We start from the raw sequence: 22459 nt of genomic DNA, 5'->3' as shown, positions 1-22459 counted from the left end.
ACTTGTATTTGAATGCGGGTTCTTTTCTCTTTTGCAGATTTAGGCTCGTTTCTACCTTGTCACGTTATTCTTTCTGGTGTATCATTTTATTGATTGCTTCGTTCGGAATAAGCAAAATGAAATTGGATGGAGGAAACCGATGCCTACCCCTAGTATGGAAGATTATATTGAACAAATTTATTTGTTGATTGATGAAAAGGGTTATGCCCGCGTATCTGATATTGCTGAAGCGCTTAGTGTACATCCATCCTCTGTAACAAAAATGGTGCAAAAATTAGACAAAGATGAATATCTAATTTATGAAAAATATAGAGGGCTTGTATTAACATCAAAAGGTAAAAAAATCGGAGAACGTCTCGTATATCGTCATGACTTGCTAGAGCAGTTTATGCGTATTATTGGTTTGGATGAAAGCAAGATTTACAATGATGTTGAAGGGATTGAACATCATTTAAGTTGGGAAGCAATTGACCGTATCGGTGATTTAGTACAATATTTTGAACAAGATGAGGTTCGAGTAGAAACACTTCGTGGTGTTCAAAAAGCAAATGAAGAGAAAAGTAATTAAGGGGAACGGATGGCGTTTCCTTTTTTATTTCAATCGAAAAGGACGGGAGAATTATGAAAGCAATTATTTTTGATTTTGATGGATTAATTGTGGACACAGAAACAATATGGTTTCACTCTTTCAGAGATGCTGTTCGTGAGTACGGCGGAGAGTTACCTTTAGAGGAATTTGCGAAATGTATTGGAACGACAGATAATGTACTTTATGCATATTTAAAGGAACAATTAAAAGAAAAGTTTAACGAGCGTGCACTAAAAGAAAAGGTGACGACTTTACATAAAGAGAAAATGAAAATACCAGAAGCGCGTGATGGGGTAAAAGAATATTTAGAAGAAGCGAAAGAAATGGGATTGAAAATCGCATTAGCTTCTAGTTCATCTAGAGAATGGGTTGTTCGTTTTTTAGAAGATCTACAGATTCGAGATTATTTTGAAGTAATTAAAACGAGAGAAGATGTTGAGAAGGTAAAACCAGATCCAGCACTTTATCGAATTGCAATAGAGGAATTAGGAATTGAACCATCAGAAGCTGTTGTATTTGAAGACTCATTAAATGGATTGAAAGCAGCGGTTGCGGCAGGATTAAAATGCGTCGTTGTTCCAAATGATGTGACAAGAAATTTACCATTTGAAAATCATCACCTTCGAATTGAAAGTATGATAGATAAAACTTTGAAAGAAGTGCTTGAAAGTATAAAGAAAGACCGTATTTCCTAAAAGGAAGCACGGTCTTTCTTTTTGTTCTTTTTACCTTCAATGACAGTTAAATGAGATTGTTTTCTTTTTCGTTTCAACGATGGAGAATTACCCTTTTTGCCCTTGTCATCAGAAGTATTTCGTTTCAAGAATGAATTGCTTAGGGGTGCTACATTTTGTTTCCCATGTTTGCGGTTCGATTGTTTTGCAGCGCGCTTATATGAGCTTTGCGAATTTGCAGAACCACTGGAATTAGTAAACATCTTGTATAGCAAGTAAAAGATACCGACAACAAGTAACATATACCCGATATTTCTTAATACACCCATTGGATTTGTAATTACAGATGAAACAAGGCCGAATATTGCTAATCCGATTATAAGCACAAATATAGCGAAAGTAAACGAACGACCGTTCATAAGGAACACCTCCTAAAAACATATATTAAAATTAGTATATTAACGATGAGGAGAGGAGTTGAACACCATTTTTAAATAATTATTGTTTGTTTTCTAAACGTAATAATTCTTCAAACGATGCAATAGCTACTTCCACTTGATCATCTGTTGGTTCTTTCGTTGTTAATAGTTGCAGCCATAATCCGGGATATCCAAGTATGCGTAATACAGGAATGTCTCGCAATCGATTCGTAAATTGTAGTACTTCAAACGAAATGCCGAGAACGACTGGAATTAATAAAATTCGGTTTATTACTCGTGCCCAAAGTGGATCTGTAGGAACGAGGAAATAAACAAACATTCCAATAATGACTGTAAATATAATAAAGCTACTACCACATCTATAATGGAGGCGGGTTTGCTTTTGGACGTTTTCTACAGTCATAGGAAGATTATTCTCATAAGCATTAATTACTTTATGCTCTGCACCGTGATACTGAAATACCCGTTTAATAAGTGGGGTTAAAGAAATAAAGTATATATAGCTCAATAGTAGCATGAGCTTAATGACACTTTCGACAATGATTTGCCCTGTATGAGATGGGAAAATCGGTCTCGTTAATTCAGCTAATAGTGCAGGAACTGCTGTGAAAATGACTTTACCGAATATGAAAGATAAAACGCCAACTGCTGCAACTCCTAATACCATCGTTAATTTTGATTGTTCTTCTTTTTTATTTGCAATTTGTTCATCATCTTCTGGGTGGACATCAAATCGTTCTGAAGCGAAGTTTAAATGCTTTGCTCCATTCGCACTTGCGTCCACAATGGCGGCAATACCTCGTAAAAATGGAATTTTTTTTAGGATAGATAATGCTTTATTACGAACGCGTGGTAATCGATAAAATTCAATCGATTTATCTTTACGACGAACCGCTGTAACAGTATATTCTCTACCGCCAAACATAACTCCTTCTATGACTGCTTGCCCGCCATATATTTGTTTTGACTCTTCTGCCATGTTAACACCAACCTGTATTTGTTTCTCTCTTATGTAGAAAAAGAGGCAATTGTCATACTGGGTTCTGTCGTTTTGAAATAAGACAATCACCGAGTTTCCTTTATTTTATCGACAAATACAAGTATATGACAAGAGAAAATGTTACGAGAGTCGGACATTTCTTATTCTTTTTATAGACAAATTTCGCAGTATTTAAACATGCTTCAAAATAGTTTCGGGCATACTATTGAGCGGAGGTGTTGATGTGAGTCAAGAACAATTAGGAACAAGGAATTATGTGCAAATCGGTTTGTTTGGTGGAATTTTTTGGGGAGGAATATGGTATTTCCTTCATATATTTTCATTCACGGAAGCGGGACCTAATTATTTACTGTTACCATTTGCGTTTGGGAGTTGGAAAGAAGGGATATGGGGCAATCTGTCAGGAATTGTTTGCATGGGACTTCTTTCAATCTTGATTTCCTTTTTGTATAAAGCGTTTTTGGCGAAATTTGAAGGAATCATTCCAGGGATTATTTATGGGCTATTTTGGTGGGCGTTACTGTTTTTCGGAATGGGTTTAATGGCACCTGTTATTAAAAGTGCGTTCAATTTGCCGAAAGAGACGATTGTGACGACAATATGTATTTTTATATTGTATGGTGTGTTTATTGCATACTCTGTTTCTTACGCAGTAAATAGTAATAAAGCGGAGCAAGAAGGAGAAGAGAAGACGAACTATTCAAATAAGTAACTCCTATGTTAAAATGTTGTATAGATATTTAATATTAAGGAGTTTTAAGAATATGAAAAAGTTACTCCTCGTAAACGGTCCTAACTTAAATCGCCTCGGTGTTCGTGAGGTAAATGTATATGGAAAGGGCACGTTAGCGACACTTGAAGCAGATATGAAGCAAGAAGCAAAAACAATGGGAGTGGAGTTAGAATGTTTCCAATCGAATCATGAAGGTGCGATTATCGATCGTCTTCATGAGGCTGAAGATATATATGAAGGGATCATTTTAAATCCTGGAGCATTTACGCATTATAGCTATGCAATTCGAGATGCAATTGCGAGCATTTCGATTCCTGTTATTGAAGTACATATCTCTAACATTCACCAGCGTGAATCGTTCCGTCACGAATCTGTGACGGCGGCTGTTTGTGCAGGACAAATTGTTGGATTTGGTTTTTATGGCTATAAGTTAGCGTTATTTGCATTAATGGAGAAATTAAGGGAGGCATAAAGTCATGGAGAAAATCGAAAGATTAAGAAGCGCATTTGCTGAGGCTGGTATCGACGGTATTTTATTAACAAATGAACATAGTCGTAGATACATGGCTAACTTCACTGGAACAGCTGGAGTTGTACTTATTTCAAAAGAGCGTGCTCAATTTATTACGGATTTTCGTTATGTAGAGCAGGCTAGTAAACAAGCTGTTGGATATGAAATCGTGCAGCATGCGGGATTAATTATTGATGAAGTTGCAAAGCAAGTGAAAGAACTTGGAATTCAAAAGCTTGGCTTTGAGCAGGATACTCTTACATATAGCTCTTACGTAACGCATAATGAGGCGATCGAAGCTGAATTTATCCCGACTTCTGGGCTTGTAGAAAAGTTACGCTTGATAAAGACTGATTCAGAGATTAAGATATTAAAGGAAGCTGCACAGATTGCAGATGCTGCCTTTGAGCATATTCTATCATTCATTCGCCCGGGAGTATCTGAAATTGAAGTGTCAAATGAACTTGAATTTTTCATGAGAAAACAAGGAGCAACATCTTCTTCGTTTGATATTATCGTTGCTTCAGGTCTTCGTTCGGCATTACCGCACGGCGTGGCATCTGAAAAAGTGATAGAAACAGGAGATTTCGTTACATTAGACTTCGGCGCTTATTACAAAGGGTATTGTTCTGATATTACTCGTACAATTGCAGTCGGTGAACCATCTGATAAATTAAAAGAAATTTATAATGTCGTTTTAGAAGCACAATTACGTGGTGTAAACGGTATTAAAGCTGGTTTAACAGGCCGCGAGGCAGATGCATTAACGCGTGATTACATAACGGAAAAAGGATATGGTGAATACTTTGGACACTCTACTGGTCATGGAATCGGCCTTGAAATCCATGAAGCGCCAGGTTTAGCGTTCCGTTCTGATACAGTACTTGAACCAGGTATGGCTGTAACAGTAGAACCAGGTATTTATATTCCAGGTATTGGCGGCGTACGTATTGAAGATGATATCATTGTAACGAGTGAAGGTAATGAAGTAATTACGAAATCACCAAAAGAACTTATTATTTTGTAATACACAGGAGGATTTTTTTACATGATTTCAGTAAACGATTTTCGTACAGGTTTAACAATTTCAGTGGACAATGCCCTTTGGCAAGTACTTGATTTCCAACACGTAAAGCCAGGTAAAGGTGCTGCATTCGTTCGTTCTAAACTACGTAACCTTCGCACAGGTTCTGTTCAAGAGAAAACATTCCGTGCAGGTGAAAAAGTAGAAAAAGCACACATCGAAAACCGTCGTATGCAATACTTATACGCGAGCGGTGAGGCTCATGTATTTATGGATAACGGAACTTATGAGCAAATCGAACTTGGTGAAAACCAAATCGAGCGCGAATTAAAATTCCTAAAAGAAAACATGGAAGTATCTATTATGACATACCAAGGTGAAGTACTTGGTGTTGAACTTCCAAACACAGTTGAATTAAAAGTTACAGAAACAGAGCCTGGTATTAAAGGTGACACAGCTTCTAACGTAACAAAACCAGCTACATTAGAAACTGGTCTTGTTGTACAAGTACCAATCTTCATTAACGAAGGCGAAATGCTTATCATCAACACTGGTGAAGGTAAATACGTTTCTCGTGCATAGTAAAAAAGCACTCGTGATTATCACGAGTGCTTTTTTATAGAAAATAGGGCATATAGTAAATTGCGGTGACAACAAAACTAACTAAAACAAGTGAAAGAGTACCCGCTATATATGGTGTGAAAATGAATTGAAATGGTTTTATTTCACCAGTCTCAACACCAGTTAATGTTTTACTTATTGCGTGATCTGTAATGTTATTTCTATGGTTACTCATAATAATTAACCACATAATTGCAAATATTGCTAGACTGCCAAGGAAAAAGGTCTCTATAAATGACCAACCGACCAATAATGAAAAAAGATAAATAAGAGCTAATTCTACTACAATTGTTAAACTAATTTTCAAAACCTTCATATTTTCCCCCCTCATTTTGTACGTCCAGCCAATTTAAAAATTTCTTACGCGATACGACATGCAGTACGCAAGGTGATTTTACTTCTTTCTCCAGTGCAGCATGTTCGCCTGGAAACTTGTTTTTCACATGCAATGAAATGTAAGGTAGTTTTTCTTGTGCTTTTAACGAGCGAATGTTAGTCGTTTTAGCACCAGTGAATACGTATGTAAGTTGTAAGTCTAAAAAAGCGATTTTAAAGATTTCTTTTTTAGCTGCCTCATTATACCCTTTACCCCAATATGGATAGCCAAGCCAACTACCAATGTGAGATTGTTTCTTCCCATAATTAATATGTTTAAGTGTGGTGAGGCCAAGTATTTCATTCTCTTCATTTACAATCATTCTCGATAAAGACTTCTTTTGGCGCTCTTCTTCTATTGCAAAAAGAAGAAATGCTTTCGTGTCTTCGACTTTTTCTACCTGTATTCCTAATGCGTTTTTTACGTGTGGTTCACTTGATAGCTCAAAAAGCACATTTGCATAGCGTAAATCAAGTGGTAATAAAGTAACGTGCTGCATCGTCTATACCCCTTTTAAATTAAATATACCATAATATACCATTAAAAAACACGAATATTCAGATTTAAATAAAGGTGTTAGAGAAAAATTATGTTTTTACTTCTGAAATAGACAACCTCTGCATATGGTTGTACAAATATATTCTTTTTTGGAATGTAGAATTCGTAACCGTTACGGGAGAAGGTGGGAGAATGAAACAGTGGCTAGCGGCAATGGAAACATCCGTGCTCGTAATGGGGTTACTTCGGTTGTTTTCGGGTAGCGCGGAAATATTCGCCGCTTTGCTTATGCTTTACGTGAATGATGCGAAGAAAGCATTGTTTATAAATGGTATGTTGGCGTTTGTTGGACCGACCGTATTAATTTTAACAATGACAATAGGCATAGCGAGTGTAGCGAGCGAAATTTCTTTCTTGAAACTCTTTTTTCTGGCACTTGGAATTGGCTGCATTTTTATCGCATTGTTGAAATAGTAAGTCGAGTATAGTGGGGAGAAGCCTATGAAAGAAGTATTAGAGGTTTTACCAAAAATGATGAAACAGTTAGTTGAAAGTTGTAAGCAATACAATACTTTAGAGGAAATTCGTGTTCGAATTGGAAGACCGCTAGAGTGTATTGCGCATGGAGAGGTGTTTTTTTACGACTATATCGCTACAGCAGAAGATGCAAGTTACTTATTGAATAAGTTAAGTCAATTCTCAATTTATACGATGGAAGAGGAATTGAAACGTGGGTATGTGACACTTCGAGGAGGACATAGAATTGGCCTAGCAGGAAAAGTCATTACAGAGAAAAGTACAGTGAAAATGATTCGTGATGTCTCTTCATTTAATATTCGTATTTCTCGTCAAAAAATAGGAATAGCTGAGCCGCTTTTGCCGTATTTGTATGAATCAAGATGGTTAAACACGATGGTAATTGGCCCGCCGCAAACGGGGAAAACGACACTTTTAAGAGATGTAGCACGTTGCATGAGTCAAGGGGTTGGTACGTCGAAAATTCCTTCTTGCAAAGTGGGGATTGTTGATGAGCGGTCAGAAATTGCTGGATGTGTGAAAGGAATCCCTCAGTATGAATTTGGTACACGAGTAGATGTGTTAGACGCATGTCCAAAGGCTGAAGGAATGATGATGATGATTCGTTCTATGAGTCCAGATGTTTTGATCGTAGATGAGATTGGACGTAAAGAAGATAGTGAAGCAATTATGGAGGCGGTGCATGCAGGGGTCCAGCTTTTTATAAGTGCACACGGGTTTTCTTATGATGATGTTGTGAAACGTCCATCGCTACAGGCAGTGCTGGAGCTTGGCATATTTGATAGGTTTGTGGAGTTATCAAAAGCAAGAGGCCCAGGAACAGTTATGCAAGTGAAAGATAGATATGGAAAACCAGTACTACCGAATCGAAAGGCTGGGGGCGTATGGTGAAAATAATTGGTGCAGTGTTAATCGTTGCGGTCAGCACTTTTTTCGGGTTTTCATACGCAAAAAGATATAGTGAGAGGCCGCGGCAACTTAGACTATTAAAATCGGCACTCCAATCATTAGAGGCAGAAATTATGTATGGGCACACACCTTTATCTGAAGCCGCCGAACGATTAGTTAAACAAATGCCCAAGCCATTAAATTGGATATTTCAAAGTTTCGCCAAAAAACTAGAAAACGGGGAACAAACAGTAAGGGAAGCTTGGATAGAAAGTTTGAAAGAGAATTGGAAGTTAACAGCATTTCAACAAACCGAGTATGAAATCTTGCAGCAATTTGGTGAAACACTTGGACAACATGATCGTGAATCACAACAAAAACATATTCGATTATGTATTACACATTTAGAGAGAGAGGAAGAAGAAGCGAAAGCGTTACAACTGCAATATGAAAAAATGATTAAGAGCTTAGGGGTACTAGCGGGGCTACTTATCGTAATTTTACTGCTATAGGAGGGAGAAAGGCGATGTCCATTGATGTTGGATTAATATTTCAAATCGCCGGAATCGGCATTGTTTTAGCTTTCATTCATACCGTATTAAAAGAATTAAAACGAGAGGATATTGCAAATTGGGTTATCCTTGTCGGTTTTGTCGTCATTCTATTCCATGTTGCATTTTTAATTAATACGTTGTTCGACAAGATTAAAAGTGTCTTTCTCTTCCAGTAAAGGAGGCGGTTCGAATCGAAATTATACAAATTGTCGGATTAGGCCTCGTTGCTACGTTTTTAGCAGCTGTTTTGAATCAGCATAAATCTAGCATTACATCGCTATTTATTGTTTTTGTAGGTAGCGTAATGTTTCTTATTTTAATCGATCAAATTCACTCTATTTTACAAATGATTGAGAGAGTAGCGAGTGAAGCGAAAGTTAGCAACGTCTATGTAGAAACGTTACTGAAAATTATTGGGATTGCTTATATCGCTGAGTTTGGAGCGCAAATTACAAAAGATGCTGGGCAAGGTGCAATCGCTTCGAAAATTGAACTAGCTGGTAAAATCTTAATTCTCGTTATGGCAATTCCTATTTTGACAGTCGTAATTGAAACTATTCTCGGATTTTTACCGACGGGATAAGGGGGAGTGAATGTTGAGGAAGTTTGGAGCTAAGCTGCTATTTGCTTGCTTCCTTTTCTTTTCTTTACCGGTTGTTGTACAAGCTTCTCCTGTAGAAACAAACGTCGTTGATCAACAATTGGATAAGCTCGGAATTGAAGATGTGAAGCAATTTTGGGACGGGCTTGTTACAAAATATGGAGGTTATTTACCAGAGAGTCAAAAAGGAAGCTTTATGGAGTTTGTAAAGGGAGAAAAAGAATTCTCTATAAAAGAATGGATGCTAGGTTTATTAAAATATTTGTTTCACGAGCTTGCTGCAAATGGAAAGCTACTTGGAACACTCATTATGCTCACAATTTTTAGTGCATTGTTGCAATCACTGCAATCTGCCTTTTCAAAGAGTAGTGTAAGTAAAATTGCCGATGCAGTTGTATATATGGTGCTTATTATTTTTGCTTTAAATAGTTTTTATGTGGTTATGACATATGCAAGAGAAACGATACAAACAATGGTAGATTTCATATTAGCGCTATTACCAATCTTGCTTGCACTCATAGCAACTGGAGGCGGTGTTGTATCTGTATCGTTTTTTCATCCGATTATCATTTTCTTAATGAATACGAGTGGGCTTCTTATGAATTACATCGTTCTACCACTTTTATTACTTGCAACGATATTAAGTATTGTAAGTACGATGAGTGATCAATATAAAGTTACGAAATTGTCCAAGCTTCTGCAAAACGTTAGCGTTGGGATTATCGGGATCTTTTTAACGATTTTTTTAGGAGTATTATCTGTACAAGGAACAGCGACAGCGGTTGCTGATGGGATAGCTGTGAAAACTGCTAAATTTGTAACAGGGAACTTTATTCCTGTAGTTGGAAGGATGTTTACAGAGGCAGCGGATACTGTTATTAGTGCGTCGGGGTTATTAAAAAATACAGTCGGAATTATAGGGCTCGTTATGTTATGTTTAATTGTCGCTTTTCCAGCGATTCAAATTTTTTGTATCGCGTTTATTTATAAATTCGCAGCAGCAGTATTGCAACCAGTTGGCGGAGGAGCAATTATTCAATGTTTAGATATCATTGGACGAAGCATCATTTACGTGTTTGCTTGCTTAGCTATCGTATCATTTATGTTCTTTTTAAGTATCACAATTATTATTGCTGCGGGGAACATTACGCTTATGATGCGATAGGAGGTGAAGAGTATGCAATTTGTTACAGAGTGGATTAGAAATATTATCGTTTTTTTACTCTTAGCGACAATGCTTCATCTTATTCTTCCAAACTCGAATTTGCAAAAATACGTTAAATTCGTCGTAAGTCTACTATTAGTTGTATTAATTTTAACACCTCTTTTTAAACTGTTGCAAACAGATGTAAATGAAGTAATCGCAAATTTTAATGAAGAAAAGTATGTAGCAGAGGGATCTGTAAAAAATTCAATAGATTCGAAGAAAAAAGAAATACAAGCTCTAACACGTGCATATAGTTTAGAAGAGATGGCTACCAAAATGAAAAAAGAAGTAGGAAAAGAGTTTGAGAAAAAGTATGGTATGACAGTCTCTGAAATACAAATAGTCGCAACGGAAAGGGTAGAAGAAGTAAAGTCAGCCAAAGATATTCAATCTGTTGTTGTGACGTTGAAAGAAAAAGAACGCAGTAAAAATGACGCAATTGAAACAGTAAAGCCAATTGAAATTAATACGAATGAACCTCCAAAAAAGGTAGAAGAAACGAATGTAGAAATGAAAGATTTCTTTTCAAGCAGGTGGCAACTAGAGAATAAACAAATCCAAGTTCAAACGGAAGGGAGGACAGGTAGAGTAAATGGACAATAAAGATAAAAATTCGAAGTTCTCATTTTTTCGAAACTTATTGAATGGGGATCAAAAAGAAAGCAACGAGAAGGGGAAAAAGGTAACACCTAAGTTTTTACTTGTCCTACTCATACTTGGAATTTTGCTTATGTTTTCTAGTAGTCTCTTTTCAAGTAAAAAAGAAGAAGTACCTGTATTTAAAGAACAAAAAACTCAAAACCAAGAAAAAGACGTACCAACTTTCGGACAAAAAAGTAATGATAGTATGTCAAATGTAGAAAAATATGAAAAAGCGTATGAACAAGAATTAAAAGCTGCTTTAGAAGAAATAGCAGGAGTAAAAGACGTAACGATTAAGGTGAATTTAGATTCATCTGAAGAAAAAATTTTAGAAAAAAATACAGTGAAACGCTCACAAACAACAGGTGAAACAGATAAAACAGGCGGTAAGAGGGAAGTAGAGGACGAGTCTCTTGATGAAAAGACTGTCATTATACGTGAAGGTGATAAAGAAACTCCCGTTGTTTTACGGACAGAGAAACCGAAAGTACGAGGTGTTCTCGTCGTAGCAAAAGGAGTGGATAATATACAAGTTAAAGCAATGGTAAAAGAAGCTGTGATAAGGCTGCTAGATGTACCAGCCCATCGTGTTTCAGTTTCACCGAAAAATTGATAGGGAGGAAATAAAGTGTTAAAAAAACAAACGGTTTGGCTATTAACAATGTTAAGTTTAGTTGTTGTACTATCTGTGTATTACGTAACAACTCCTGACAAAATGAATACAGCATCGCCGGCAACAGGTGAAAAGATTGGACAAGAAAAACAAGGTACTGACAAAGCAGTAACAAACGAAACGCCAAATAAAGAAACAACAAAAGAAACTCCAAGCAAGGAAACACCAAATAAAGAGACAACAAATAAAGAGACAGATAAAAAAGAAAATGCTAAAAAAGAAACAAGTAAAAAAGAGGGGAATGTATCAGTTCAATCGAGTGATGAGAATTTCACAGCTTTACGTATGCAAATGGAAGATAAGCGTAGTGCTGAAAGAGAAAAATTACAAAATGTAATAAAGTCTTCTAACGCTACTGCTGAAGAAAGAAGTAAGGCGAAAGATGGTATGGATGCAATCGCTACAATGGAAACAAAAGAAGGTTTACTTGAAACAGTTATTAAAGCTCAAGGAGGATATAAAGATGCCCTTGTAAGAGCTGATGGAACTGACATTAGAGTAACAGTGAAGGCAGCGAAACATTCACAAAAAGAAGCGAACAAAATTATACAGCTTGTAAGAAGTGAAGGCGGTTCTAAAGATGTAGGTGTGAAATTTGATCCATCAGCAAAATAAGTAGAATTTTAATCCGTGGGGGATTTCCCCCATGGATTATTAATTTTTACTAATCGCATTGTTTGTAAATAAGAACATAGAGTACTTCAAAATAATTAGATAAAAATAATAATAGAAAAAAGCTATCACTTTCGATAGTTTTTTTCTATTTCGTCTTTGTATGTGTTTTTACTATGTTCAACTCGGAATGGAGAAATACGTTGTGAATAAAAAATTAGCGGTTCATGGTGATGATGATTACTTTTTCCAGATTTGACGTGGATGAAGAGAACGAATGCCCAAACCATTACGGCAGGTAAGAAGAGCATGAGCCATATCATATGTCCACACCTCGATACAATATATTTTCTACACTTTGAACATACTATTCTTATATGAAGGAATGATGAACGGCGTGTAAACAAAAAAATAATATTTGGTAAAAATATGTTATGAACCGTAGATGTGGTGAAGAGTGGAGCGGCAATTAGATGTTTACTGTGTAGCATTTTGAAAAGGTAAGGAATGTTTTTTAGGAAGTGGTCTTGCCAATTTCGTGTGAAACTTGGTATTATTACTAGGTAATAAATTTTTTATTGGAATAATATTTTTACAGGAGTTTCGATTTATTATAAAGAAATATAAATTGGAATGTTTAAAAAATTTATCGTAAGATGGAAATAGTAAATATTTCTATTAGTAAATAAAATAAATTTTCTAATAGAATACATCGTATTTTTACAGTCAATCTAGTGTTAGTGATGAGAATCTGTAAAAACGGGACAAACAAGAGTATGGGAGTGGATTTTACATGTTTAAAATTCAAGAAGTTCGTGAATTAATTAAATTAATTGATAGCTCTAATATTGATGAATTTGAATACAAAAAAGACGGTACAACAATCAAAATGAAAAAGCGTGGTAATGAAGTTGTTGCGATGCAAGCACCTGTAGCGAAACAAGCTATGCAACCAGTAGCATCTGTTGAAGTTGAAACAGCAGTAGCGGCAGCGCAAGTAGAAGCACCAAAACAAGAAGAGAAGAAAGCTGTTCAAGATGAAAACCTACATAAGATTACCTCACCAATGGTAGGTACATTCTATTCTTCATCTTCACCTGATACACCTCCATATGTAAGTGTTGGAGACAGGGTATCGAAAGATTCTATCGTATGTATTGTCGAGGCTATGAAGTTATTTAACGAAATTGACGCTGATGTAGAGGGCGAAATTGTTGAGGTTCTTGTTAATAACGGACAGCTTGTTGAGTATGGACAACCGCTATTTCTTGTGAAAGCGTAATAAGGGAGTCTTTGTGATGATAAAAAAAGTATTAATAGCCAATCGTGGGGAAATTGCTGTACGAATTATTCGTGCTTGTAAAGAAATGGATATTGAAACAGTTGCGATTTATTCAGAAGCAGATAAAGAGTCACTTCACGTACAAATTGCAGATGAGGCGTATTGTGTAGGACCAACAGTTTCAAAAGAAAGTTATTTAAATTTGACGAACATTATTAGCGTTGCGAAGTTAACGGGCTGCGATGCTATCCATCCGGGATACGGATTTTTAGCAGAGAATGCAGATTTCGCAGAGTTATGCCGTGAATGTAACTTAATTTTTATCGGTCCAAGTCCAGAAGCTATTTCAAAGATGGGCACAAAAGACGTTGCTCGTGATACAATGGAAAAAGCAGGGGTTCCGATTGTACCAGGTTCACAAGGGATTATAAAAAATACCGAGGAAGCGATCGAGCTTGCAAATCAAATTGGATATCCAGTTATTATTAAAGCGACTGCAGGTGGCGGCGGAAAAGGTATTCGTGTTGCACGTCATGAAGAAGAGCTTGTAAAAGGAATTCAAATTACACAGCAAGAAGCTAGTACCGCTTTTGGGAACCCTGGTGTATACTTAGAAAAGTACGTTGAAGATTTCCGCCATGTTGAGATTCAAATAATGGCAGATACACACGGAAATGCCATTCATTTAGGAGAGCGTGATTGTACAATTCAGCGCCGTTTGCAGAAACTATTAGAAGAAAGTCCATCACCTGCACTTGATGAAAATGTTCGCAAGCAGATGGGTGAAGCGGCAGTTAAAGCGGCGGTAGCGGTTGATTATACAGGTGCTGGTACGGTTGAGTTTATTTATGAATATAAAACGAAAAGCTTTTATTTCATGGAGATGAATACGAGAATTCAAGTTGAGCATCCGGTTACTGAAATGGTGACAGGAATGGACTTAATTAAAGAGCAAATTCTTGTTGCTTCTGGAGAAAAGTTATCGTTACAGCAAGAAGAAGTACAATTTAATGGTTGGGCAATTGAATGCCGAATTAATGCGGAAAACCCTGCCAAAAAATTTATGCCATCTCCAGGTAAAGTAGAAATGTACTTACCACCAGGCGGATTTGGTATTCGCGTCGATTCAGCTGTATATCCGGGATATTCAATCCCACCTTTCTATGATTCGATGGTTGCTAAATTAATTGTTCACGGAAAAACACGTGAAGAGGCAATTGCAAAAATGAAGCGTGCACTCAGTGAGTTTGTCATTGAAGGCGTACATACAACAATCCCGTTCCATTTGCAATTGTTAGATCATCCTGATTTTGTAAAAGGTGAGTTTAATACGAAGTTTTTGGAAGAGCATGAACTTGTGACGCAGTGATACATTAAAGGAGGTTTTTTTCATGGCTGAACATATGTTAGATATGGGTCAAGATACAACTCTTGGTAAAGTAGAAATTGCACCAGAAGTAATTGAAGTAATTGCAGGTATTGCAGCTGCTGAGGTAGAAGGTGTGGCGGCAATGCGTGGTAATTTTGCTACAGATGTTGTTGAGAAGTTAGGTAAGAAAAATCATGGTAAAGGTGTAAAGGTTGAATTAGCAAACGAAGATATTATCGTTGACCTTTATGTTGTAATGTATTTTGGTGTAGCAATTCCAGTTGTTGCACAAAAGATTCAAGACAATATTCGCCAAGCACTCTTTACAATGACAGGACTTGAGCCAAAAGAAGTGAATGTTCACATCGTTGGCGTAACATTCGAAACACAAAAAACAGAAATTGAACCAGTGTAAGAATGAAAAAGGTGCCTAGTAACATAGGCATCTTTTTTATCGTTTCATTTCTTCACAAATTACAACCCTCTAATTGTTATACTATTTCAAAAAATAAGAAATAAAAAAGAAAATGTTTCGTTTTTCCAAAAAACGTACATTGTGATAAGATATGGAACTTGAAGTTAATCTTTTTATTATTTTTCAGCCTTGTAACCCGTGTGTGAAACGATAAATTGTGTTATTATCATTGTATTATAAGGTTGGAAAATCAATGAAAACTGTAAGAGTAAGTGAATTGACGGCTTATAAATTATAATAATATAACAAAGCATAAGGAAAGACTTGAAGCATAAAGGAGAGTTACAATGAAACGTAGGACGGCTAGAGAAAGAGCTATGCAAGCATTATACCAAATGGATATTACAGGTGAATTAGAACCGAAGGTAGCGGTGGAAAATACGCTAGATGAAGGTGAAGAAACAAATGAGTTTTTAGAATCACTTGTTGTAGGATTTGTAGACAATAAAGAAGAGATTGACGCAGCAATTCGTCAAAACTTAAAAAAGTGGAAGCTTGAGCGTATTAGTATTGTTGATCGCAGTATTTTACGTGTAGCTGTGTATGAAATGAAGTACATGGAAGAAATTCCACACAACGTAACAATTAACGAGGCAATTGAAATTGCTAAAACATTTGGGGATGAGGAATCTCGTCGTTTTATTAACGGCGTTTTATCTAATATAAAAGATACACTGTAATTTCTTTAAGGGGGAATCTTAAAATGGTAGCAGTAATCATCAAAGGAAATGAAGTTGCGGAGAAAAAACGAGCACAATTAACAGAAGAAGTTGTGAAGTTGAAAGAGCAAGGGATTGTACCAGGATTAGCAGTGATTTTAGTGGGAGAAGATCCAGCATCTCGTTCTTACGTAAAAGGAAAAGAAAAAGGCTGTGAACAAGTAGGAATTTATTCTGAGCTAATTGAACTTCCTGAAACGATTACTGAGGAACGTTTGCTTGCTGAAATCGATCGCTTAAATGGCGATGACCGCATTAATGGCATATTAGTGCAATTACCTTTACCAAAACATATTGAAGAAAAAGCTATCATTGAAAGAATTTCACCAGAAAAGGATGTAGATGGATTTCACCCAATCAGCGTGGGACGTATGATGACGGGACAAGATACATTCCTTCCATGTACACCGCATGGTATTGTAGAATTAGTAAAAGAAACGAATCTTGATATTTCGGGAAAACATGTTGTAATAATTGGAAGAAGTAATATTGTCGGCAAACCAGTGGGGCAATTGTTCTTAAATGAAAATGCAACTGTCACATATTGTCATTCTAAGACGCAAAATATTAAAGAATTATCGAAGTTAGCTGATATTTTAATCGTAGCTGTTGGACGACCTAAAATGGTAACAGCTGATTATATGAAAGAAGGCGCGGTTGTAATTGACGTTGGTGTGAATCGATTAGAAACAGGCAAGCTTTGTGGTGATGTTGACTTTGACAACGTGTTAGACGTTGCGGGTTACATTACGCCTGTGCCAAAGGGTGTTGGTCCAATGACGATTACAATGCTTCTTCATAATACTGTTGAATCTGCCAAACGCGCAGGTGTCGTTTGTAAATAATTTGAGTCGGCTATGAGGAGAGAGAAATGGAGAAACAATATTTAACCGTTACAGCATTAACACGCTATATAAAAACAAAAATAGAATATGACCCGCATTTACAGTCTGTTTGGTTAAAAGGTGAAATTTCCAACTTTAAAAATCATAGTCGTGGTCACATGTATTTTACATTGAAAGACGAAAATGCCAGAATCGCAGCGGTTATGTTTGCGGGCCATAATCGTAATATTAAATTCAGACCTGAAAATGGGATGAAGGTACTTGTAAAAGGGAAAATCTCTGTTTACGAGGCGAGTGGTTCTTATCAAATTTATATTCAAGACATGCAACCTGACGGAGTCGGAAATTTGCATTTGGCTTACGAACAATTAAAAGTTCGTTTAGAGGAAGAAGGATTGTTTTCTCAAGTTTATAAAAAAATAATCCCTCCTTATGCTAAAACAATAGGGGTAATTACGTCGCCAACAGGAGCTGCGATTCGTGATATCATAACAACGATTAAACGTCGTTATCCAATTGGGAATGTTATTGTATTTCCAGTACTTGTACAGGGGGAGTCAGCAGCTCCCTCGATTGTACAAGCGATTCGTACAGCGAATGAAATGGGAGATATAGATGTATTAATTGTTGGGCGCGGGGGAGGTTCTATTGAGGAATTATGGGCTTTCAATGAGGAAGTGGTTGCAAGAGCAATCTTTAAGAGCGAAATTCCTATTATTTCAGCAGTAGGGCATGAAACAGATTTTACAATCGCAGATTTTGTTGCCGATTTACGTGCACCAACACCGACTGCAGCAGCTGAACTAGCAGCACCGAACGTTATAGAGTTACAAGAAAAGGTATTACAAAGAACTCTAAGATTGCAAAGAGCAATGAGAGAGTTAGTACATAAAAAAGAAGAAAAATTACAAGTATTGCAAAAATCTTATGCATTCCGTTATCCAAGACAAGTATATGAACAAAAGGAAGAGCAATTAGATAGAGCGTTAGAACAGCTTGTTTTAGCGAAAGAGCGCTACATTGATAAAAAGGTGAATCAGTTAAAACAGCTTTCATTTTATTTAGAGAAGCACCACCCGTCTCAAAAAATTATACAAACAAAGGTAGCGATTGAAACGTTGCAAAAGCAATTACAACGTGAAATGCAAACATTACTTCAAACGAAAGAATTTGTCTTTGTAAGAGCTGCTCAAAAACTTGAAGCATTAAGTCCGCTTAAAGTAATGATGAGAGGGTACGGGCTTGTATATGATGAAGAGAAGCAAGTGTTAAAAAGTGTGAAAGATGTCAGCCTTGGAGATGCTGTTTCAGTTCAATTACAAGATGGAATACTAGATTGTAGCGTATCAGGCAAAGAGGAGCGTGAATTGAATAATGGAAAATAAAGTGAGTTTTGAAGAGGCAATTTCGCAACTTGAGCATCTCGTATCTAAGCTAGAGCAAGGTGATGTACCTTTAGAAGAAGCGATTTCTTATTTTAAAGAGGGTATGGAATTATCTAAGCTTTGCGATGAGAAGTTGAAGAACGTACAAGAACAAATGGCAGTTATTCTTGGAGAAGATGGAGAGCTTGAACCGTTTACTGCTTTAGGAGATGAAGCATAGTGACAATCGCTTTTGATACTTTTTTGAAAGAAAGTAAAACTTTCGTAGAAGAGAAGCTTGTAAGCTATGCAAATGAATTACAATGTCCAAATGTACTTCGGGAAGCGATGGCATATTCTTTGGAAGCGGGTGGAAAACGTCTCCGCCCGTTACTTTTATTTGCAACATTACAAGCGTTTGGGAAAGAAAGAAATCTTGGAGTAGGTGCAGCTTGTGCTCTTGAAATGATACATACATACTCGTTAGTTCATGATGATTTACCTTGTATGGATGATGATGATTTAAGAAGAGGAAAGCCCACGAATCATAAAGTATTTGGTGAAGCAATGGCAGTTTTAGCAGGAGATGGTTTGTTGACGTATGCTTTTCAAATTGTTATGGCATATGAGCAAAAAGAAATCTCTGCTGAAAAAAAAGTAAGACTTGTACTTGAGCTTGCAAAAGCAGCTGGGCCGGAAGGAATGGTTGGCGGACAAGTGGCGGATATGGAAGCTGAAGGGAAACAACTTACGATTGATGAGTTAGAGTATATTCATAAGCATAAGACCGGGAAACTACTTGAATTCGCTGTACTTGCAGGAGCGATACTTTCTAATGCTACAAAAGAGCAGGAAGAAAAGTTACTTGAGTTTGCAAAAAATATTGGCCTAGCTTTCCAAATTCGAGATGATATTTTAGATGTAGAAGGAACCGAAGAAGAGATTGGAAAACCGATTGGTAGTGATGTTTCCAACGAAAAGAGCACATATACGACGTTATTTACTGTAGATAGAGCAAAGAATATTTTAGAAGAAACAATTGCAAAAGCAAAAGATGCGATTAGCTCCTTGCAATTACAAGATGAATATTTACTATCTATTTGCGATTTGATTGCAAAACGTAATAACTAATATAACAGCGTTTTCATTTGTTGAGTCATTCATCATTTTATGATATAAATGTAGGAAAAGGTTTTTCTTTTCTTGTTATTGGCAAAAATATATGTAGATTACATTGCCGTTATCACTTCGTGTTAGCGGCTATTTTTTTCAACGCATAAAGAAATATGGTTTATAATAGGATTAGGGCACAATAGACTGGTTGATAGCAGGGTAAGATAAAGGATAGAAAAGAAAATTTCTTGTGTTGTGTAAATGTTTTTTATAATATTTGACATGTTGACAGATTATGAAATGAAAGTGAGTGATCCATGTGGATCTAACGCAAATTCAAAACCCTAGTTTTTTGAAAGATATGTCTATCAGTGAACTAGAGGGATTGAGTGAGGATATTCGTAAATTTTTAATTGAAGAGCTCTCTCAAACAGGTGGACATATTGCACCTAACTTAGGTGTAGTAGAACTCACAATTGCTCTGCATAAATTATTTGATAGTCCGAAAGATAAATTTTTATGGGATGTAGGACATCAATCCTATGTACATAAAATTTTAACAGGACGTGCGAAGGAATTCGGTACATTAAGGCAATATCAAGGTCTATGTGGTTTTCCAAAACGTTGTGAGAGTGAGCACGATGTATGGGAAACAGGTCATAGCTCGACATCACTATCTGCTGCAATGGGAATGGCTTTAGCACGTGATTTAAAGAAAACGAAAGAATATGTTATACCAATCATTGGAGATGGTGCTTTAACAGGTGGAATGGCCTTAGAGGCATTGAACCATATTGGGCATGAAAAAACAGACATGATTGTTATTTTGAATGACAATGAAATGTCAATTGCACCAAACGTTGGTGCGCTTCATAATGTACTTGGTCGTTTACGTACCGCAGGAAAATACCATTGGGTAAAAGATGAACTAGAGTATATATTGAAAAAAATCCCAGCAGTCGGTGGAAAAGTGGCTGCAACAGCAGAGAAAATAAAAGATAGTCTTAAATATTTACTAGTATCAGGCGTCTTTTTCGAAGAGTTAGGCTTTACATATTTAGGTCCAGTCGATGGGCACGATTATGAAAAGTTATTCGAAACGTTGCAATATGCAAAGAAAACAAAAGGTCCAGTACTTGTTCATGTGATTACGAAAAAAGGAAAAGGTTATAAACCAGCTGAGAGTGACGTAATTGGAACTTGGCATGGAACAGGCCCGTATAAAATTGAGTCAGGTGACTTCGTTAAACCGAAGGAAGTTGCACCAGCATGGAGTGCTGTTGTTAGTGAAACAGTACTTAAGTTGGCGAGAGAAGATGAGCGTATTGTTGCAATTACGCCTGCAATGCCTGTTGGATCGAAACTTGAGAAATTCCAAAAGGAATTCCCGAATCGTATGATCGATGTAGGTATTGCAGAACAGCATGCTACAACAATGGCAGCAGGTATGGCAACGCAAGGGATGAAACCATTCTTAGCAATTTATTCAACGTTTTTACAAAGAGCATATGACCAAGTTGTTCATGATATATGTCGTCAAAATTTAAATGTTTTCATCGGAATAGATCGCTCTGGATTAGTAGGAGCAGACGGTGAAACACATCAAGGTGTATTTGATATCTCGTTTTTACGTCATTTACCGAATATGGTAATAATGATGCCAAAAGATGAAAATGAAGGACAACATTTAGTGTATACGGCGATGCAATATGAAGATGGACCAATCGCTTTACGTTATGCACGTGGTAATGGTCTTGGCGTTCATATGGACGAAGAATTAAAGGCAATTCCAATCGGCACATGGGAAACGTTAAAAGAAGGTACGCAGGCAGCTATTTTAACATTTGGTACGACAATTCCAATGGCAATGGAAGCAGCAGAGCGTCTTGAAAAGGCTGGAGTTTCAGTGAAAGTAGTGAACGCTCGCTTTATTAAACCAATGGATGAAGCGTATTTACATGATCTCTTAGGAAAAAATATACCGATTTTAACGATTGAAGAAGCTTGTTTAATCGGTGGTTTTGGAACTGGAGTAGTTGAATTTGCATCTGAGAACGGATACCATAGTGCATTAATTGAAAGAATGGGTATTCCAGATCGTTTCATAGAGCACGGTAGTGTAACAAAATTATTAGAAGAAATTGGTTTAACGACAGATGCTGTTGTAGACCGTATTCATACAATGATTCCATCAAAACAAAAAAGGGCGTAACAAATGAGTGCAAAAAAAGAAAGAGTAGATGTACTATTAGTAGAGCGAGGGCTTATAGAAACACGTGAGAAAGCGAAACGTGCTATTATGGCTGGACTCGTATATGCGAATGAGATGAGACTCGATAAGCCAGGAGAGAAGATCCCACAAGATACAGAGATTACGGTAAAGGGACAAGTTATGCCGTATGTAAGCCGTGGTGGTTATAAACTTGAAAAGGCACTGGAGACATTTCATCTAGATTTACAAGATAAAGTTATGATAGATATTGGTTCATCAACTGGTGGCTTTACAGATTGTGCGCTTCAAAATGGAGCGAAACTATCTTATGCATTAGATGTAGGATATAATCAATTGGCGTGGAAATTGCGTCAAGATGAGCGTGTTGTCGTAATGGAACGTACAAATTTCCGTTACGTGACACCAGCAGACTTAGAGCGTGGTTTACCACAATTTGCTAGTATAGATGTTTCATTTATATCATTAAAACTAATACTGCCAGTTTTAAAAACAATGCTTATGCTTAACGGTGATGTAGCAGCGTTAATTAAACCGCAGTTTGAAGCTGGAAGAGAGCAAGTTGGGAAAAAAGGCATTGTTCGTGATAGAAAAGTGCATGAAGCTGTCGTAGAAATGATTGTCGATTTTGCTTTAAAAGAAGGCTATGATGTAGAAGGGTTAACATTCTCACCGATTACGGGTGGAGACGGTAATATTGAATTCTTAATTCATTTAAAATGGCATGGTGAACGTGATGAGAGTGGCAAAAATCATTCTCCAATTTCTATTGAGCAAGTTGTTACAGAAGCGCATGACGTTCTAAAACAAAAAGGAAAAGGGGAATAACATATGTTGTTCCTCTTTTTGCTGTAATTGTATAATGATTGTAAAAACAATTGT

At 36.7% G+C, this 22459-nt stretch carries 30 protein-coding genes; 25 read left to right on the top strand and 5 right to left on the bottom strand.

Annotation, left to right across the window (positions count from 1 at the left end):
• Positions 1-139: 139 nt before the first annotated feature.
• Positions 140-568 carry a transcriptional regulator MntR gene (gene mntR / locus JDS98_RS15305; protein ID WP_001143071.1) on the top strand — a complete coding sequence of 143 codons (429 nt, stop codon included), beginning with the start codon at positions 140-142 and terminating at the stop codon, positions 566-568.
• 53 nt (positions 569-621) lie between these two features.
• Positions 622-1284, top strand: coding sequence for an HAD family hydrolase (locus tag JDS98_RS15300; RefSeq protein WP_000643926.1), 663 nt, complete (start codon positions 622-624; stop codon positions 1282-1284).
• On the opposite strand, the gene JDS98_RS15295 is transcribed toward JDS98_RS15300, so the two are convergent.
• Positions 1281-1682, bottom strand: a complete 402-nt coding sequence (locus JDS98_RS15295; protein WP_001014465.1) for an SA1362 family protein — start codon at positions 1680-1682, stop codon at positions 1281-1283. The two genes, JDS98_RS15300 and JDS98_RS15295, sit on opposite strands and share 4 nt — an antisense overlap.
• 79 nt (positions 1683-1761) lie before the next feature.
• The gene (locus tag JDS98_RS15290) at positions 1762-2682 is read right to left on the bottom strand and encodes a DUF1385 domain-containing protein (protein ID WP_000797102.1); all 921 of its coding nucleotides are present in this window, start codon (positions 2680-2682) and stop codon (positions 1762-1764) included.
• A gap of 244 nt (positions 2683-2926) precedes the next feature.
• Here JDS98_RS15290 and JDS98_RS15285 point away from each other — a divergent pair, with 244 nt between their 5' ends.
• Genes JDS98_RS15285 through efp form a run of 4 tightly spaced genes read left to right on the top strand, consistent with a single transcriptional unit; the run spans position 2927 to position 5553 of the window.
• Positions 2927-3415 carry a YqhR family membrane protein gene (locus JDS98_RS15285; RefSeq protein WP_000076902.1) on the top strand — a complete coding sequence of 163 codons (489 nt, stop codon included), beginning with the start codon at positions 2927-2929 and terminating at the stop codon, positions 3413-3415.
• Between the two features lie 52 nt (positions 3416-3467).
• Positions 3468-3908, top strand: a complete 441-nt coding sequence (gene aroQ / locus JDS98_RS15280) for a type II 3-dehydroquinate dehydratase (RefSeq protein WP_000735144.1) — start codon at positions 3468-3470, stop codon at positions 3906-3908.
• 4 nt (positions 3909-3912) lie between these two features.
• Positions 3913-4974 (top strand): Xaa-Pro dipeptidase, encoded by a 1062-nt coding sequence (gene pepQ, locus JDS98_RS15275; protein WP_000411034.1) that lies wholly within the window; start codon positions 3913-3915, stop codon positions 4972-4974.
• A gap of 21 nt (positions 4975-4995) precedes the next feature.
• The gene (gene efp / locus JDS98_RS15270) at positions 4996-5553 is read left to right on the top strand and encodes an elongation factor P (RefSeq protein ID WP_000626519.1); all 558 of its coding nucleotides are present in this window, start codon (positions 4996-4998) and stop codon (positions 5551-5553) included.
• 34 nt (positions 5554-5587) lie between these two features.
• Here the strand turns inward: efp and JDS98_RS15265 are convergent, their stop codons facing one another.
• Together JDS98_RS15265 and JDS98_RS15260 are read right to left on the bottom strand one after the other, a co-directional pair.
• Entirely contained in the window at positions 5588-5908 is a 321-nt protein-coding gene (locus JDS98_RS15265) for a hypothetical protein (RefSeq protein WP_000866179.1), read from the bottom strand.
• A complete protein-coding gene (locus JDS98_RS15260; RefSeq protein WP_001164998.1) occupies positions 5889-6467 on the bottom strand; it encodes a GNAT family N-acetyltransferase in 579 nt (192 codons plus the stop codon). The genes JDS98_RS15265 and JDS98_RS15260 overlap by 20 nt, the downstream gene beginning before the upstream one ends.
• A 191-nt stretch (positions 6468-6658) precedes the next feature.
• Between JDS98_RS15260 and JDS98_RS15255 the strand changes: the two genes are divergently transcribed.
• The 9 genes from JDS98_RS15255 to JDS98_RS15215 are packed head-to-tail and all read left to right on the top strand — an operon-like array spanning position 6659 to position 12183.
• Positions 6659-6940: a YqhV family protein gene (locus tag JDS98_RS15255; protein WP_000816054.1), complete on the top strand. Its 282-nt coding sequence runs from the start codon at positions 6659-6661 to the stop codon at positions 6938-6940.
• Between the two features lie 27 nt (positions 6941-6967).
• On the top strand, positions 6968-7894 hold the full coding sequence (gene spoIIIAA / locus JDS98_RS15250) for a stage III sporulation protein AA (RefSeq protein WP_097957949.1): 927 nt from the start codon (positions 6968-6970) through the stop codon (positions 7892-7894).
• A complete protein-coding gene (gene spoIIIAB / locus JDS98_RS15245; RefSeq protein ID WP_015000953.1) occupies positions 7888-8403 on the top strand; it encodes a stage III sporulation protein SpoIIIAB in 516 nt (171 codons plus the stop codon). Before spoIIIAA ends, spoIIIAB begins: the two co-directional genes overlap by 7 nt.
• Before the next feature lie 14 nt (positions 8404-8417).
• Complete coding sequence (gene spoIIIAC / locus JDS98_RS15240) at positions 8418-8621, top strand: stage III sporulation protein AC (RefSeq protein WP_000020914.1); 204 nt, start codon at positions 8418-8420, stop codon at positions 8619-8621.
• A gap of 23 nt (positions 8622-8644) precedes the next feature.
• The gene (gene spoIIIAD / locus JDS98_RS15235; protein ID WP_077393170.1) at positions 8645-9028 is read left to right on the top strand and encodes a stage III sporulation protein AD; all 384 of its coding nucleotides are present in this window, start codon (positions 8645-8647) and stop codon (positions 9026-9028) included.
• Between the two features lie 10 nt (positions 9029-9038).
• Positions 9039-10211, top strand: coding sequence for a stage III sporulation protein AE (spoIIIAE, locus tag JDS98_RS15230; RefSeq protein WP_097957951.1), 1173 nt, complete (start codon positions 9039-9041; stop codon positions 10209-10211).
• A gap of 12 nt (positions 10212-10223) precedes the next feature.
• The gene (gene spoIIIAF / locus JDS98_RS15225) at positions 10224-10856 is read left to right on the top strand and encodes a stage III sporulation protein AF (RefSeq protein WP_001161043.1); all 633 of its coding nucleotides are present in this window, start codon (positions 10224-10226) and stop codon (positions 10854-10856) included.
• Positions 10846-11508 (top strand): stage III sporulation protein AG, encoded by a 663-nt coding sequence (gene spoIIIAG / locus JDS98_RS15220; RefSeq protein WP_000368888.1) that lies wholly within the window; start codon positions 10846-10848, stop codon positions 11506-11508. The genes spoIIIAF and spoIIIAG overlap by 11 nt, the downstream gene beginning before the upstream one ends.
• Positions 11509-11523: 15 nt before the next feature.
• The gene (locus JDS98_RS15215; protein WP_000914719.1) at positions 11524-12183 is read left to right on the top strand and encodes a SpoIIIAH-like family protein; all 660 of its coding nucleotides are present in this window, start codon (positions 11524-11526) and stop codon (positions 12181-12183) included.
• A 125-nt stretch (positions 12184-12308) separates the two neighbouring features.
• Here the strand turns inward: JDS98_RS15215 and JDS98_RS15210 are convergent, their stop codons facing one another.
• Positions 12309-12503 (bottom strand): hypothetical protein, encoded by a 195-nt coding sequence (locus JDS98_RS15210; RefSeq protein WP_000638007.1) that lies wholly within the window; start codon positions 12501-12503, stop codon positions 12309-12311.
• Between the two features lie 470 nt (positions 12504-12973).
• Here JDS98_RS15210 and accB point away from each other — a divergent pair, with 470 nt between their 5' ends.
• The 10 genes from accB to JDS98_RS15160 all read left to right on the top strand — a co-directional run bounded on the left by accB (position 12974) and on the right by JDS98_RS15160 (position 22405).
• Positions 12974-13462: an acetyl-CoA carboxylase biotin carboxyl carrier protein gene (accB, locus tag JDS98_RS15205; protein ID WP_000472855.1), complete on the top strand. Its 489-nt coding sequence runs from the start codon at positions 12974-12976 to the stop codon at positions 13460-13462.
• Positions 13463-13478: 16 nt separating this feature from the next.
• Entirely contained in the window at positions 13479-14831 is a 1353-nt protein-coding gene (gene accC / locus JDS98_RS15200; RefSeq protein WP_000592880.1) for an acetyl-CoA carboxylase biotin carboxylase subunit, read from the top strand.
• A gap of 22 nt (positions 14832-14853) precedes the next feature.
• Positions 14854-15246 (top strand): Asp23/Gls24 family envelope stress response protein, encoded by a 393-nt coding sequence (locus JDS98_RS15195; protein WP_000807630.1) that lies wholly within the window; start codon positions 14854-14856, stop codon positions 15244-15246.
• 347 nt (positions 15247-15593) lie between these two features.
• Positions 15594-15986 carry a N utilization substance protein NusB gene (gene nusB, locus JDS98_RS15190; protein ID WP_000830246.1) on the top strand — a complete coding sequence of 131 codons (393 nt, stop codon included), beginning with the start codon at positions 15594-15596 and terminating at the stop codon, positions 15984-15986.
• Between the two features lie 23 nt (positions 15987-16009).
• Entirely contained in the window at positions 16010-16870 is an 861-nt protein-coding gene (gene folD / locus JDS98_RS15185) for a bifunctional methylenetetrahydrofolate dehydrogenase/methenyltetrahydrofolate cyclohydrolase FolD (RefSeq protein ID WP_000226729.1), read from the top strand.
• Positions 16871-16896: 26 nt separating this feature from the next.
• Positions 16897-18255, top strand: a complete 1359-nt coding sequence (gene xseA, locus JDS98_RS15180; protein ID WP_199634014.1) for an exodeoxyribonuclease VII large subunit — start codon at positions 16897-16899, stop codon at positions 18253-18255.
• On the top strand, positions 18245-18475 hold the full coding sequence (xseB, locus tag JDS98_RS15175; protein WP_000428977.1) for an exodeoxyribonuclease VII small subunit: 231 nt from the start codon (positions 18245-18247) through the stop codon (positions 18473-18475). The genes xseA and xseB overlap by 11 nt, the downstream gene beginning before the upstream one ends.
• Positions 18475-19365, top strand: a complete 891-nt coding sequence (ispA, locus tag JDS98_RS15170; RefSeq protein WP_000150368.1) for a (2E,6E)-farnesyl diphosphate synthase — start codon at positions 18475-18477, stop codon at positions 19363-19365. The genes xseB and ispA overlap by 1 nt, the downstream gene beginning before the upstream one ends.
• A gap of 301 nt (positions 19366-19666) precedes the next feature.
• Positions 19667-21559 carry a 1-deoxy-D-xylulose-5-phosphate synthase gene (dxs, locus tag JDS98_RS15165; RefSeq protein WP_000366442.1) on the top strand — a complete coding sequence of 631 codons (1893 nt, stop codon included), beginning with the start codon at positions 19667-19669 and terminating at the stop codon, positions 21557-21559.
• A gap of 3 nt (positions 21560-21562) precedes the next feature.
• A complete protein-coding gene (locus JDS98_RS15160; protein WP_001274740.1) occupies positions 21563-22405 on the top strand; it encodes a TlyA family RNA methyltransferase in 843 nt (280 codons plus the stop codon).
• The last annotated feature ends 54 nt before the right edge of the window (positions 22406-22459 follow it).

Origin of the sequence: Bacillus cereus group sp. N11 (assembly GCF_016483605.1) — a bacterium.
Lineage (GTDB): Bacteria > Bacillota > Bacilli > Bacillales > Bacillaceae_G > Bacillus_A > Bacillus_A toyonensis.
This window is presented reverse-complemented; position numbering and strand designations above follow the sequence as displayed.